The sequence below is a fragment of the Leucobacter sp. 7(1) genome, assembly GCF_900163635.1.
GTDB lineage: Bacteria > Actinomycetota > Actinomycetes > Actinomycetales > Microbacteriaceae > Leucobacter.
In genome coordinates this window covers 118,630-132,284 of record NZ_FUID01000002.1, presented here as the reverse complement: position 1 = coordinate 132,284, position 13,655 = coordinate 118,630, and the positions used below count along the sequence as shown (strand labels likewise).

General features: G+C 64.1%; 10 protein-coding genes, 1 tRNA gene and 2 pseudogenes. 7 read left to right on the top strand and 6 right to left on the bottom strand.

What is annotated here, in order from left to right:
* Positions 1-249: 249 nt before the first annotated feature.
* The 4 genes from FM113_RS00645 (at position 250) to FM113_RS00630 (ending at position 5,771) form a co-directional block, all read left to right on the top strand.
* The gene (locus FM113_RS00645; RefSeq protein ID WP_087010532.1) at positions 250-1,854 is read left to right on the top strand and encodes an ABC transporter substrate-binding protein; all 1,605 of its coding nucleotides are present in this window, start codon (positions 250-252) and stop codon (positions 1,852-1,854) included.
* A gap of 62 nt (positions 1,855-1,916) precedes the next feature.
* Complete coding sequence (locus FM113_RS00640) at positions 1,917-2,999, top strand: ABC transporter permease (RefSeq protein WP_087010424.1); 1,083 nt, start codon at positions 1,917-1,919, stop codon at positions 2,997-2,999.
* A 1-nt stretch (position 3,000) separates the two neighbouring features.
* Entirely contained in the window at positions 3,001-4,050 is a 1,050-nt protein-coding gene (locus tag FM113_RS00635; protein ID WP_254908797.1) for an ABC transporter permease, read from the top strand.
* Entirely contained in the window at positions 4,047-5,771 is a 1,725-nt protein-coding gene (locus tag FM113_RS00630; protein ID WP_087010422.1) for an ABC transporter ATP-binding protein, read from the top strand. Before FM113_RS00635 ends, FM113_RS00630 begins: the two co-directional genes overlap by 4 nt.
* A 418-nt stretch (positions 5,772-6,189) precedes the next feature.
* Here FM113_RS00630 and FM113_RS00620 read toward each other — a convergent pair whose 3' ends face one another.
* Positions 6,190-7,383: a multidrug effflux MFS transporter gene (locus tag FM113_RS00620; RefSeq protein WP_087010418.1), complete on the bottom strand. Its 1,194-nt coding sequence runs from the start codon at positions 7,381-7,383 to the stop codon at positions 6,190-6,192.
* A gap of 150 nt (positions 7,384-7,533) precedes the next feature.
* Between FM113_RS00620 and typA the strand changes: the two genes are divergently transcribed.
* The 3 genes from typA (at position 7,534) to FM113_RS00605 (ending at position 10,434) form a co-directional block, all read left to right on the top strand.
* The gene (typA, locus tag FM113_RS00615; protein WP_087010416.1) at positions 7,534-9,441 is read left to right on the top strand and encodes a translational GTPase TypA; all 1,908 of its coding nucleotides are present in this window, start codon (positions 7,534-7,536) and stop codon (positions 9,439-9,441) included.
* Between the two features lie 120 nt (positions 9,442-9,561).
* Complete coding sequence (locus FM113_RS00610; protein WP_087010530.1) at positions 9,562-10,263, top strand: hypothetical protein; 702 nt, start codon at positions 9,562-9,564, stop codon at positions 10,261-10,263.
* Positions 10,264-10,360: 97 nt separating this feature from the next.
* Positions 10,361-10,434, top strand: a tRNA-Pro gene (locus FM113_RS00605).
* A gap of 230 nt (positions 10,435-10,664) precedes the next feature.
* Here the strand turns inward: FM113_RS00605 and FM113_RS00600 are convergent.
* The 5 genes and pseudogenes from FM113_RS00600 to FM113_RS18580 form a co-directional block, all read right to left on the bottom strand.
* Positions 10,665-11,966, bottom strand: coding sequence for a HipA domain-containing protein (locus FM113_RS00600; protein ID WP_087010414.1), 1,302 nt, complete (start codon positions 11,964-11,966; stop codon positions 10,665-10,667).
* Positions 11,959-12,348 carry a hypothetical protein gene (locus FM113_RS18355; RefSeq protein ID WP_254908796.1) on the bottom strand — a complete coding sequence of 130 codons (390 nt, stop codon included), beginning with the start codon at positions 12,346-12,348 and terminating at the stop codon, positions 11,959-11,961. Before FM113_RS18355 ends, FM113_RS00600 begins: the two co-directional genes overlap by 8 nt.
* A 147-nt stretch (positions 12,349-12,495) precedes the next feature.
* A pseudogene (locus tag FM113_RS18585) lies at positions 12,496-12,630 on the bottom strand (helix-turn-helix transcriptional regulator); the annotation flags it as partial.
* A gap of 412 nt (positions 12,631-13,042) precedes the next feature.
* Positions 13,043-13,321 (bottom strand): hypothetical protein, encoded by a 279-nt coding sequence (locus FM113_RS18040; protein ID WP_176387022.1) that lies wholly within the window; start codon positions 13,319-13,321, stop codon positions 13,043-13,045.
* Between the two features lie 224 nt (positions 13,322-13,545).
* Positions 13,546-13,638: pseudogene (locus FM113_RS18580) on the bottom strand (DUF5710 domain-containing protein); the annotation flags it as partial.
* Positions 13,639-13,655 lie beyond the last annotated feature (17 nt).

Genomic DNA, 13,655 nt, shown 5'->3' with positions numbered 1-13,655 from the left:
CACCCGAGTTCGCACTACCGAGATGAATTCCGTGCATGATGTTCCGAAGTTTGTGGGCTCCGGGTGCCATTTTGCGCTTTTCAGGCGTCCCAGTGAGCAGCTTGTTACAAATTGGTTCCGAGTGGTCAAGCTGTGCTCTGAGTGTGGGTAGGCTCAGAGCTGTTGATATACACACGCAGCGACGTTGCTGGTTTCACTCAGCGTTGAGGCGTGAACACTCACTGGAGGAAGCTCTTGAAGAAGACAATGATGTCTGCGGCCGCACTGCTGGGTGCCGCGGTCCTGTTCACCGGATGCGCGAGCGGGGGCTCGGGCGGTTCAGGCGGCTCGGGCGGCGGTGACGCCGGATCGATCACGATCGGCACGACCGACGTGGTGACGGCCCTCGATCCGGCGGGCTCGTACGACAACGGCTCGTTTGCCGTGATGACAAGTGTGTACCCGTTCCTCTTGAACCACGAGATCGGGTCGAGCGACGTGGCACCGGATATCGCGGAATCTGCGGAATTCACCTCGCCGACCGAGTACACGGTCAAGCTCAAGAGCGGCCTGAAGTTTGCGAACGGCAACGACCTTACGAGCTCCGACGTGAAGCACAGCTTCGACCGACAGGTTGCGATCGCTGATCCGAGCGGACCCTCGAGCCTGCTGGGGAACCTCGCGAGCGTCGAGGCCGTGGACGAGACGACTGTGGTCTTCACGTTGAAGGAAGGGAATGACCAGACCTTCCCGCAGGTGCTGTCAACTCCCGTTGCCCCGATCGTGGACGAGGACGTGTTCCCCGCGGACAAGCTCGCCACCGATGAGGAGATCGTCGCGGGCAAGGCCTTCGCCGGTCAGTACACGCTCGAGAACTTCAAGAAGAACGACCTCGCCTCCTACAAGGCCTACGACGGCTATGACGGCCTGTGGGGTGCGGCGAAGACCCCCGATGTCAACGTGAAGTACTTCGCGGACGAGACGAACCTCAGCCAGGCGATCGAGACGAAGGCGATCGACGTGGCCTTCCGGAGCCTTTCGGCGACCGACACGGAGAAGCTCGGCAAGACCGACGGCCTGAAGCTCGTCGACGGCCCCGGCGGCGCGATCCGCTACATCGTCTTCAACTTCGACACGCAGCCGTTCGGCGCGAAGACCCCCGAGGCCGATCCCGCGAAGGCGCTGGCCGTGCGCCAGGCCGCCGCGGACCTGATCGACCGCGAGAAGATCGCATCGCAGGTCTACAAGGACACCTTCACCCCGCTGTACAGCCCGGTGGCGCAGGGCTTCACCGGTGCTACCGAGGCGTTCAAGGGCCTCTACGGCAACGCTGAGGGCGGCGCGGACACCGCGGCGGCCAAGGCTCGCCTCGACGCAGCAGGCATCACCACGCCGGTCACGCTGCAGCTGCAGTACAACCCGGATCACTACGGCGACGCCTCGGCAGAGGAGTACGCCCTGATCAAGCAGCAGCTTGAGGCCGACGGCCTCTTCACTGTCGATCTGCAGTCGACCGAGTGGGGCCAGTACTCGAAGGACTTCCCGGCAGATGCGTACCCGATGTACCAGCTGGGCTGGTTCCCCGACTTCTCGGACGCGGACAACTTCCTCACCCCGTTCTTCGTGAACGGTGGCTTCTTCAACAACCACTACAACTCTGAGACGACAAACGATCTGATCGCCAAGGAGCGCGTCACCGTTGATCCGGCTGAGCGCACCAAGCTAATCGAGGACGCGCAGGCTGAGGTCGCGAAGGACGTCCCGATGATCCCGCTGCTCCAGGGCACGCAGGTCGCGATCACGACAGACGCGATCGACGGCGTCGTGCTCGACGGGTCCTTCAAGTTCCGCCTCGGAACGATCACCAAGCAGTAACCAATGCATCCTGTGGCGGGCGGGGGCGGTGACGCTTCCGCCCGCCGTCAGGGTATTGCACTATGACTATTCTTGACTCGTCCGCAGCCCCGGTGCCCACAAAGGCACCGACGGTCCGCTCCGGTGGTGGGCTCCTGCGCTATATCCTCTGGCGCGCAGTCCTCATCCTTCCCACCGTCTTTATCCTCGTCACGATGGTGTTCCTGCTCATGCGGAGCATCGGTGACCCGATCACCGCGGCCGTCGGTGGCAAGTTGCCGCCGGATGAGCTCGCGAAGCGCATCCACGACGCCGGCTACGACCGCCCGATCATCACCCAGTATCTCGAGTACCTCGGCCAGGTCTTTACGGGGAACTTCGGCACCACGATCAGTGACCATCGCCCTGTCACCGAAGTGATCACCACGTTCGGCGCTGCCACGCTTGAGCTCGCGTTCTTCACGCTCATCGTCGCTTTCGTTGTCGGTATTCCGCTCGGCATGCTTGCCGCGTACTACCGCGACCGCGGGCCGGACGCCGCGCTGCGTGTGTTTGCGATCTTCACCTACGCGACCCCAGTTTTCTTCTCCGGCCTGCTCATGAAGCTGATCTTTGGTGTCTGGCTCGGCTGGCTCCCGCTCTCGGGGCGCGCCTCCATTGGCACGGAACTCCAACTGCAGATGCTCGACGGCCCGTCTGGGTTCTACCTCATTGATGCGTTCCGCACCGGCAACCTTGCGAACGTGGGCGACGTGCTTGCGCACGCGGTGCTCCCAGCGCTGACCCTCGGCATGATGACCGCGGGAATCTTCCTCAGGCTCGTCCGCACGAACATGATCGGGACGCTGGGCCGTGAGTATATGGACTCCGCACGTTCCCGGGGCGTGCGCGAGTTCCGACTTGTCACGAAGCACGCGTACCGGCCGGCGCTCATCCCGATCATCACCGTGATCGGCCTGCAGATCGCGATGCTGCTCGGCGGCGCGGTGCTGACCGAGACAACGTTCGAGTGGAAGGGGCTGGGCTTTCAGCTGGCCCACTACCTCAGCGCGCGCGACTTCGTCGCTGTACAGGGCATCGTGGCGCTGCTGGCCGTGATTGTCGCGGTCAGCAACTTCGTTGTTGATGTGGTCGCCGCCCTGATCGATCCCCGAGTGAGGTACTGACATGGCCGCCGAAACACACACCGAGGCCATCCTCACCGCACCGCGGACCGACCGGGGCTGGCACAGCTGGCCGCTCATCAAACAGCTCCGTCAGAGTGTCGGGCTCCAGCGCGGCATGCTCGTGACGGGTCTCGTGCTCATTGGCGTGTTTGTTGTGCTTGCGATCTTCGCGCCGCTGATCGCGCCCTACGACTTCAACGCGCTCTCAGGCCCGGACGGGGATTTCGGATCCCGCACTCCGCCAAGCCCGGCGCATCCGTTCGGCACGACAATCGCGGGCTATGACGTGCTCTCGCGAGTTGTCTGGGGATCGCGAACCGCGCTCCTTGTTATCGTGATCGCCGTGCTCGCTTCAATCTTCGCGGGCACCCTGCTGGGACTCGTCTCCGGATACCTGGGCGGTGCTCTCGACCGGGTTCTCGTGATGATCACGGACGCAATCTACGCGTTCCCCTCTCTGCTGCTCGCGATTGTCATGTCGATCGTGATCTCCGGCGGTCAGTCCAGCCTCTGGGGCGGAATCTGGTCGGCGGCTCTGTCGATTACCGTGGTGTTCATCCCGCAGTATTTCCGCGTGGTGCGCTCCGAAGTTGTGCGCGTCAAGTCGGAGGTGTTCGTTGAATCGGCCCGCGTTGTGGGGGCCAGCCGGAGCCGGATCATGTTCCGGCACGTGCTGCGCAACTCGACCCGTTCGTTGCCGCTCGTGTTCACGCTCAACGCTTCTGAGGCGATTCTCACGCTCGCCGGTCTCGGCTTCTTGGGCTTTGGCATCGAGCCAAACTCCGCGGCCGAGTGGGGCTATGACCTGAATAAGGCAATCGCGGACGTCACGAACGGGATCTGGTGGACCAGCCTGTGGCCCGGCCTCGCGATTGTGCTCGTGGTGATGGGCCTCACCCTGACCGGCGAGAGCCTGAACGATCTCGCAGACCCTCGGCTGCGCAGCCGCCGCCGAGTGAAGGCGGGGAGCGGTGCGGTCGCAGCCACCTCAGTGGGGACGACCGCTGTGTCGCCTGTGACGCCGGATCGTGCGGAAGGAAAGAACGAATGAGCCAGACACAGGCGTCAACTGCAGCCGAGGCGCGCACAGCACCGGTCCTTGAACTCCGCGATCTGGAGGTGACGTTCGCCACCGACCACGGTGCCGTGCGCGCCGTTGATGGAGTTTCCCTCGCCGTAGCCCCGGGCCGCGTACTCGCCGTGGTGGGGGAGTCCGGTTCGGGCAAGACAGTCTCAGCCCGTACCGTGTTGGGCCTCCTGCCAGAGACCGCCACGGCCTCCGGCTCCGTGATCCTGTCTTCCCGTGACGGGAAGAGCACCAACGACGTGCTGCACCTCACTGGGGAGCAGCTCCGTCAGGTTCGGGGCCGCGACGTGGCGATGGTGTTCCAGGAGCCATCGACCGCACTCAACCCGGTGTTCACGATCGGCTGGCAGATTGCCGAGGGCCTGCGCGCCCACGGCAAACTGTCCAAGCGGGAGGCACGGGCGCAGGCGATCGAGATGCTCGACCGCGTCGGGATCCCCGATCCGCACGAGCGCGTGGACGCGTACCCGCATCAGCTGTCCGGCGGGCAGAAGCAGCGCGTCATGATTGCGATGGCGCTCGCCTTGCGACCGGGGCTGATCGTGGCGGACGAGCCCACCACCGCCCTTGACGTGACGGTGCAGGCCGAGATCCTCGACTTGCTGCGCACGCTCCAGGCAGACTTTGGGACGGCGATCCTGCTCATCACCCACAACATGGGCGTGGTCGCGGACCTCGCGGATGACGTTGCCGTGATGTACCAGGGCGAGGTGATCGAGCGCGCGCCCGTGGCGGAGCTGTTCGCAGCGCCACGTGAGGAGTACACGAAGCGACTCCTCGCATCGGTGCTGCGACTCGGTGATGGTCGCATGCGCGTCGCGGACCGCCCGAGTGGCGCAGCTGCGGCGCCGGCGGCGCGTGAGGTGTTGGTTTCGGCCCGCGGGCTCGAAATCCAGTACCCGGGACGCCTCGGCAAGCCCGGCTTCCGAGCGGTGCGCGGCGTCGATTTCGAGATCGCGGCCGGGGAGGTCTACGGCCTCGTCGGCGAGTCCGGTTCCGGGAAATCGACAATCGGGCGCGCGATCGCGGGGCTGACGCCCGCCACGGGCGGTTCGCTCCGCGTGCTGGGCCACGAAATGGTTGGGTTCAAGGAACGGCAGTTCCGGGCCGCTCGCAAGGATCTCGGGTTTGTGTTCCAGGACCCCGCAACGAGCTTCAACCCGGTGCTCACGATCGCGGAAAACGTGGCTGAGCCGCTCGTGGTGCACCGCATCGCCCGGACCCCGGCGGCAGCACGTTCCCGAGTCGACGAGCTCCTTGAGGCTGTGCAGCTGCCGCGCACGTACGGGGACCGCTTCCCGCACGAGCTCTCCGGCGGTCAGCGACAGCGCGCCTCTCTGGCGCGCGGCCTCGCCCTGGACCCGAAGCTGTTGATCGCGGACGAGCCAACGTCGGCGCTCGACGTCTCCGTGCAGGCGCGTGTGCTGGAACTCTTCACGGAGCTGCAGGCTGAGCTCGGTTTTGCCACCCTCTTCATCACCCACGACCTCGCGGTCGTGGACGCGCTCGCGGATCGCGTCGGGGTGCTCTACCGGGGGGAGCTCGTCGAGAGCGGCCCGGCGGAGGACGTACTGCTGCGCCCGCGGGAGCGGTACACGCAGCGGCTCCTCGCCTCGCTCCCGGTGCCGGATCCGGCCGAGCAGGCGATCCGCCGCGAGGAGGCCCGCGCGCTCCGCGACGCGTAGCCGCCCGGCTTTGCTTCGCTTGCCCGGCCCCCGCCCGGCCCCAATTGTGCGCGTGTACGTGCACGGGAGAGGTCGCGGGGGCAGGGCAGCGAGGTGCGGGCGTGCCTCCCACGGAGTTCGGGGCTATGCGCGGTGATGACGTGTCGCGATTTCCGCTCCACTCAGACGCCCAAGAGGCTCCCGTCTCCGACGTGATGCCCGGCCCGACCGCGAAGCGTGCGCCCGTTCGCACGTCGCTCGAACTCCAGGAGATTCACGGAATCCTAGGAGATTTTCTGCCAAAAACCGGGCACGGGCGCAGGATCTCTGAGGTTTTGGTTGTCGCGGATGTGCGGATGTGCGGATGTGCGGATGTGCGGATGCGCGGATGTGCGGATGCGCGGCTGGGTGTCTGGGCCGAGGGCGTGTCAGACGCGAACTAGCGGGGCGTGCTGCGGTGCACCAGGGTAGCTCCCACGCAGGCGAGCAGGGCGACCGTGAGCACAAACAACGCCATGGGGAGCGCGGTGTGCTCCCCCCAAGCACCCACGATGGGGGAGGCGAGCCCGCCGACGGCGAATTGCCCGGCACCGAGCAGGGCCGACCCCGAGCCTTTGGCAGCGCGGGCGCGGGCCAGCGCGAGCGCGCTCGCGTTCGACATGATGAACCCCGTGCCGCCGGTGAGCAGGAACGCGCAGAGGATGAACGACGCGGGGTGCAGCGAATCTGTGGCGGCGAGCACGGTCAGGCCCGCCCCAGCGAGCACCGCGAGGAGGGTGCCCAGAAACAGCATGCGCGTCGCGGGGACGCGGCCGGCGAGGCGCGAGTTGATGAAGTTTGCGGTGATCATTGCGAGGGCACCCGCCGCGAAGGCGAGCGAGTACACAAATGGTGACATCCCCAGGATTACCTGGCCCACAAACGGGGACGCAGAAATATACGCCATCATCCCGCCGAAGCCGAGCGAGAACACAATCATCAGGAGCAGGAACGCCGGATCCTGCAGCAGGCTCGCGAAGTGGCCGAGCGCGGAGCGCAGTCCCGCGACGTTGCGCAGCTCGGGGGGCAGCGACTCCGGGATGAACAGGGCGGCAAGCACGAGCATCGCGACGGCCAGACAAGCGAGGGTCGCCAGCACGATCCGCCAGTCGGCCACCGCGGCAATAGCACCGCCGATTGGCGGGGCGATGAGCGGGCCGAGACCGACGAACATCGCGATCAGGCTGATCGCCCGGATCGCCGCGGCACCCTCGGTAAGGTCCACGGCAATGGCACGCGACACGACAACTCCGGCCGCGCCAGCAAGGCCCTGCACAAAGCGGAGCGCGATGAGGACTCCCACCGTGGGGGAGAAGACCATCGCGACGCTTGCAAGCGCGAATACGGTGAGCGCCGCGAGCAGGATCCGGCGACGGCCCCACTGATCTGACAGGGGGCCGAGCACCAGTTGCCCGCCGCCCATGCCGAGCAGAAACGCGGTGAGCGTGAGCTGCACCGAGGACGCCGGGGCACCGAGGTCCGCTGCGATCTGCGTGAACGACGACAGGTACATGTCGGTGGCGAAAGGCCCGGTTGCGGCGAGAAAGGACAGCACCGCCAACAGGCCCGCCGTGAGCTTGGGGCGGACGGTCATGGTCCGATCATATACGATGGGAGTGGCTGGATCGGGCCTCGATCCGCTATACTAGTGCGTCGGCTTCTTCGGCATCGTCAGGGGTTCTTCCGCGATGCCCGGCACCCCGCCGTGTCGACGACCCGTTCGTCACGTTAGGACACCACTTCTATGGCTCTCGCTACTCGCGAAGACCTCCGCAATGTTGCCATTGTCGCGCACGTCGACCACGGCAAGACGACGCTTGTTGACGCCATGCTGCGTCAGACGAACTCGTTCGACGCGCACGCTGACGTCGATGACCGGGTGATGGACTCGAACGATCTCGAGCGCGAAAAGGGCATCACGATCCTCGCGAAGAACACGGCGATCACCTACGAAGGGGAGCACGCGACAAGCGGCCCCATCGTGATTAACGTTGTTGACACCCCGGGTCACGCTGACTTCGGTGGCGAGGTTGAGCGCGCACTCTCGATGGTCGACGGCGTCGTGCTGCTCGTTGACGCGTCCGAGGGCCCGCTGCCTCAGACCCGCTTCGTGCTGCGCAAGGCGCTCGAGGCGAAGCACCCCGTGATTCTCGCGGTGAACAAGACCGACCGCCCCGACGCCCGAATCCCCGAGGTTGTCAGCGAGGCGCAGGATCTGCTGCTCGGCCTGGCGTCCGACCTCGCAGAAGACCACCCGGACCTCGACGTCGACGCAGTGCTCGACGTGCCCGTCGTCTACCTCTCGGGCCGCGCTGGTGCATCCAGCCTGACCGAGCCGGCCAACGGCACCCTGCCCGACGGTGACACCCTCGAAGCGCTCTTCGGTGCGATCCTCGAGCACGTACCCGCCCCGACCTACGATGACGAGCACCCGCTGCAGGCGCACGTCACGAACCTCGACTCCTCGCCGTTCCTGGGCCGTATCGCGCTGCTGCGCGTGCACCACGGCGAGATCCGCAAGGGCGAAACCGTTGCCTGGGTCAAGCACGACGGCACCATTCAGAACGTGCGCATCACGGAAATGATGCTGACCAAGGCGCTCACCCGCTACCCGGCTGAGAAGGCTGGCCCCGGCGATATTGTCGCCATCGCTGGCATCGAGAACATCACCATCGGCGAGACAATTGCCGACGCCGAGGATGTCCGCCCGTTGCCGATGATTGAGATTGACGATCCCGCAATCTCGATGACGATCGGTGCGAACACCTCGCCGCTCGTCGGCAAGGTCAAGGGCCACAAGCTCACCGCGCGCATGATCAAGGACCGCCTGGACCGCGAGCTCGTGGGCAACGTGTCGCTCAAGGTCGTCGACGTGGGGCGTCCGGATGCGTGGGAGGTGCAGGGCCGCGGCGAGCTGGCACTGTCGATCCTCGTGGAGAACATGCGCCGCGAGGGCTTCGAGCTCACCGTGGGCAAGCCGCAGGTTGTCACGAAGCAGGTCGACGGCAAGACGCACGAGCCCTACGAGCACCTGACGATCGATACGCCGGAGGAGCACCTTGGCGCGATCACGCAGCTCCTCGCCGCGCGTAAGGGCCGCATGGAGAACATGGTGAACAACGGCACTGGCTGGGTGCGCATGGAGTTCATCGTCCCCTCGCGTGGCCTGATCGGCTTCCGCTCGGAGTTCATGACCACCACCCGTGGCACCGGTATCGCCAACGCAATCTCGCACGGCTACGGTGAGTGGGCTGGCCCGATCGTGACCCGCAACAACGGCTCGATCGTTGCGGACCGCTCCGGTGTGGTCACCCCGTTCTCGATGATCAACCTGCAGGAGCGGATGACGTTCTTCGTCAACCCCACCGAAGAGGTGTACGAGGGCATGGTCATCGGCGAGAACTCACGCTCCGAGGACATGGACGTGAACATCACGAAGGAAAAGAAGCTCACGAACATGCGTGCTGCGAGCTCCGATTCCTTCGAGTCGATGACGCCCCCGCGTCAGCTGTCGCTTGAGGAGTCGCTCGAGTTCGCTCGTGAGGACGAGTGCGTCGAGGTCACCCCCGAGGCGATCCGCATCCGCAAGGTCCAGCTCGACGCCGTCTCGCGTGCGCGCAACGCGTCGCGTGTGAAGAACCAGAGCAAGTAACACACGGCTCGGCGCCGTGCGCGCCGGTCTGCAGCCCTCGATGCCCCACCCCGGAATTTCCGGGGTGGGGCATCGTGCTGTGTGAGAGGTGTGTCCTCGCGTCGGCGTATGATCGGCGTCATGGCTCTCATCTACGACACGACAATGTCTCCGTCCAAGCACGAGTTGCTCGCCGCCTGGCTCCCGACCCGCCCCTGGTTTCGGGGCGACGTGGCACTCCTGGAACGCGTTGCCGCCTACCGCGTGGATGACCCCGAGGGCGAGGTCGGCATCGAGGGGCACTTCGTCACCGCGGGGGACGACACGATCTTCCACGTGCCGCTCACGTATCGGGGAGCTGCCCTCGCGGACGGCGACGACTTCCTGCTCGACACCACCGCCCACGGTGTGCTTGGGACGCGGTGGATCATCGACGGTACGGGGGATCCGGTATTCCGCACCGTGATCGCTGAGACGATTGTGCACGGCGGCCGGGAGACCGAGGAGTGGGAGGAATCCGCGTCCGGTGTGCGCACGCCGCGCGAACCTGCAACCCGACTGCGCGGCTCAGGGGCACCCGATCACGCGGTTCCCGAGCTCTGGGCCGCCTCAGTGTCAGAACTCGGCGGCGTCACTGTTGCCGAGACAGGCTTCGCGACGCTGCGGATTCCGCACGTGCTCGACGCGGCCGCGCTTGCGGGAGGGCCGATCGCTGGACTGCCAACCGACGCTCAGCAGGCTGGTGTGCCGGGGGCCGACGGCCACTATGCGCTGCGTGCGAGTTGGGCCGGACAGCCGGTTCCCGTGACGATCGCCACGCTCTCCACCGTCGCTCCCGAATGACCCGTGGCGCGACCCGCGCGAGTTTCACGAAATGGCCACACCGATTTCTTGCAAACGTGTCTGACCCGCTAGAGTAGAGCCTGCGTGAAAGCGCAATCGGGATGTGGCGCAGTTTGGTAGCGCACGTCGTTCGGGACGACGGGGTCGCAGGTTCAAATCCTGTCATCCCGACAGTAACCCCCGGAACTTCCGCAGAAACATGCGGAAGTTCCGGGGGTTTTTTGTTGCCCAAGAGCTCCAGCAGGCGGACAGGGCACATTTAGGGCACATGGGAAAATGCGCGGCCTCCGATGTAGCTTCTTCCCGCCTCTTGTTGCCTAGCTCTTGCAGCGCTTCACCGGGTGCGATTGAAGACATCGAGGAGCAACATGGTGGCCTCCTGGCCGTATGGTCTTGCTTTGTTATGCGGGTGCAAGGCGGTCGCGAACCCGCAACGTTTGAGCAAAGGCCGCGTAGGGGAAAAGCTTGACGGCACTGAGTTCTTGAAGGGACTCGGGCAGTTCGCCGATCACTTCGTTGAGAGTTGTCTGCAGATTCGTTCCGATATGGAATGCAAAGACAGTTAGGTGCCCGGGGTCAAGCTCCGCGTCACCTTCCAGGACGTGGATGGCTTCTGGTCCGAACTCACCAAGAGTCGCGGCCCCGTCGACGGAGAACGCAAGCTTGACTCCGTCATAGGCCTGGTAGTTCTTGGCGCGGACGATGTGCGGAAGTTCGAAAGGGAGAGCTGTGTTGAGGTCGTAGAAGGGGGATAGGTAAGACGCGTCGGGTGTATGCGTGAGTGAGTAGTTCTTGGAGTGTCCATCGTTGTGTCCGATGATCCACGAGAAGACGAGGCACTCGGCAAAGCGTTGTTTCGCTTGTTTCGCCGCGGAGGGAGTGAGGTCGCGGTCGAAAACCTCGAAGATGTCGTGATAGTTCGGGCCGCTGTCTCGCTCGTACTTGTTTACGAAAGAAGTTCCGGTAGCTTGCGCGAGGTCTTCTTGGTGAATGCGAATGTATCCGTCCCCGACGGGCAGCCGATCGAATCTCTCGACGATGAGTACATGCTCATCCTTGAAAATCCCGATCTCGGTCGTGGCGACGTTCAACCCCAACCTGCGCGCCACCTGGAGAGTGACGTGTTCGCTGACATCCGATCCGGGGAGCGTGTGGACTCCAGGTTTGAAGATGTGCGTAGAAGGATGTTGGCCCGTGGGTTCGAACCACTGTCCGTTCCGTCGTGCGAGGGCGAACTTTCCTTGGGCTCCGCCGAGAGAAAATCCTTCTTCAAGCGGGTGATGTTCGAGCCAATCTGAATCGTCTGCCCGGATCTGGCGGATTCTCTCTGCGATTGCCTGGTCGCTTACTGGCGTAAGCTTGGCTTCGGTGCGAGGAGTGGTGCCCGCAGGATAGAACTCAAGCGCACCTGCGACGTCGGCTCCGTAGACCGAGAGCAGGTCAAAGGCGCTATCGCTGGTGAGTTTGGCTTCTCTGGCCCACCGGGTTTTGACATCAGGACGGTCAGGGAGAAGGTTCTCCAGGAAACGCTTGGTGGTGTCGCTCGGGGAGACTCCACTGACAACGGGGAGCGTTACCGAGATGGGAACTGGGTGCTCCTCGGCGACGTAGTCGGGAAGATATCGCAGCTGCAGGTTTTCCCCCTGTCGCGTGATGATCGCGATCTGGCGATCGTACAAGTAGACGTCGAGCGCGTCAGTCATTGCTCACCTCACTGGTGTTCTCAGGTGGACGAGCTCTCTGAGTATCCGTCAACGGTTTGAGGTCGGGATCTCCAGCTTCAATCGCTGCGCTCAAAACGGCATGGCGAGCTTGTCTCTCATTGAGTACGGCACCTGTGTGCGCGGCGTTTTCCTGCAACTGAGTGGTGATCCGGTCGAAGGAGCGCCGCCAGTTCGCTAGCAGGGCAGTCGCATCAATACTCCGAGAAGCCGCTGTTGCTACGGCGGCGGTTTGGGAAGCATCCAAATCGCGGATATGCGCTTGGGTGAGCGCCTGGGTGTCGATGTTGCTGAGGTTCTTGGCGAGTGCGGCGACGTCGATGTTCTGGATGATCGCCTGGGCGTCGACTCTCGACGTGGGCATCGAAGCTACAACATCCTTTCTTCGAAGATCGTCAAGATTTCGCGCCCATGCCGGGGACGCGTCAGGAGTCTGAGGTCGCGAGACAGCGTCGAGTTGGATGCCGAGGCGCTCAAAGATGCGGAGCGTCGTGTCAAACGAAACCCCACCGTGCCCACGCTCAACCCGCGCCAACGATTGCCTTGTGATTCCGGCGGCGGCGGCTACGTCCTGTTGGGTGAGTCCCTGCGCTTGCCGTCGGGTTTTGATGAGGCGAGCAAGGTCAGCTGGCTTCTGGATCCGCATGGTGCCTCCTCCATCAAAGTGTCGCAAAAACATAACATCAAATCGATGTCAGATAAGTATAACATGGACAAGATGGCAAGTATGATTAACATCGATGCAGTGTGCGAATAATCTAACATCGATGCAGTGTTCGAAGAACCTAACATCGCGGCAGGTGTTGCGGACTGGAGGCCTCTGGGGCAAGCCTGCGGGTGTTCGGGTAGGCGTGGTGTTCTCGATGTGACGAGGAGGGCCGAGTCGTGGGTGTACGTACTCGGGGGTGAGGCCTTCACGACGGATGCGCTCGGGGGCCGCGGGCGCGCAAATCAACCTCGTTCCGGTCAACGACAGCGTTCTGGGCCCGTCCGCTAGGCTTCCTGGTCGATGCGGGCAAGGCGCCTGCTCGCCATTTGTCACTGGGGGGTAGGTGCTCTTAGCTTTGTCGGGCGCGGAGTTCCTTCCAATCGACGAACTTTCCTGTGACGGATTCAAAGAAACGCATTTGCGGGTTCCATCTGACCGCAGTATTTGGCGGGATCGCTCGGCTCATCAGGTTGGTGATATGCGCGTTCAATCGCCAATCCACGTCATTGCGGTGTTGGAGTACGTGCCGCCATTCATTCGGCTGTGTGATGATGAGTGGCTTGTGTAAGGGGCGCCGCCGTACCGTGGCGATCTGCGCTTCTTCGCTGTGGGTGTCGGAGTCGCGCATGTGGCAGAACCACCCATAGGGAGCGCGTATCGCCCACGGCGAGGTTCATCCGCAGTTGCGCCTTGGAGTATCGTGGCAAGGTCATCGGACGCATCGAGAGTCACGCCTGAGTTTGCCGAGGGTTCCCTGTATAGCGGTGTTGGGGTAGTTGAGAAGTCGAGGAGTTCGGCGTTGGGTGCACGCAGCCGGCGATCCAACGCCCGCATTCCGGGGCGCGATGCGTACCAACTCTTGGCCTCGGGATCCCACCATGCCTCAGCCGCCTTTGCGGTGTCCTTTTGGGTGTAGGGGACATAGAGCCAGATTCGATCCGTCATGCCATGCCTCGCCTCCG

Coding starts and splice junctions, on each gene's coding strand:
- FM113_RS00645 (WP_087010532.1), top strand. CDS start 250: ATGTCTGCGGCCGCACTGCTGGGTGCCGCGGTCCTGTTCACCGGATGC.
- FM113_RS00640 (WP_087010424.1), top strand. CDS start 1,917: ATGACTATTCTTGACTCGTCCGCAGCCCCGGTGCCCACAAAGGCACCG.
- FM113_RS00635 (WP_254908797.1), top strand. CDS start 3,001: ATGGCCGCCGAAACACACACCGAGGCCATCCTCACCGCACCGCGGACC.
- FM113_RS00630 (WP_087010422.1), top strand. CDS start 4,047: ATGAGCCAGACACAGGCGTCAACTGCAGCCGAGGCGCGCACAGCACCG.
- FM113_RS00620 (WP_087010418.1), bottom strand. CDS start 7,383: ATGACCGTCCGCCCCAAGCTCACGGCGGGCCTGTTGGCGGTGCTGTCC.
- typA (WP_087010416.1), top strand. CDS start 7,534: ATGGCTCTCGCTACTCGCGAAGACCTCCGCAATGTTGCCATTGTCGCG.
- FM113_RS00610 (WP_087010530.1), top strand. CDS start 9,562: ATGGCTCTCATCTACGACACGACAATGTCTCCGTCCAAGCACGAGTTG.
- FM113_RS00600 (WP_087010414.1), bottom strand. CDS start 11,966: ATGACTGACGCGCTCGACGTCTACTTGTACGATCGCCAGATCGCGATC.
- FM113_RS18355 (WP_254908796.1), bottom strand. CDS start 12,348: ATGCCCACGTCGAGAGTCGACGCCCAGGCGATCATCCAGAACATCGAC.
- FM113_RS18040 (WP_176387022.1), bottom strand. CDS start 13,321: ATGCGCGACTCCGACACCCACAGCGAAGAAGCGCAGATCGCCACGGTA.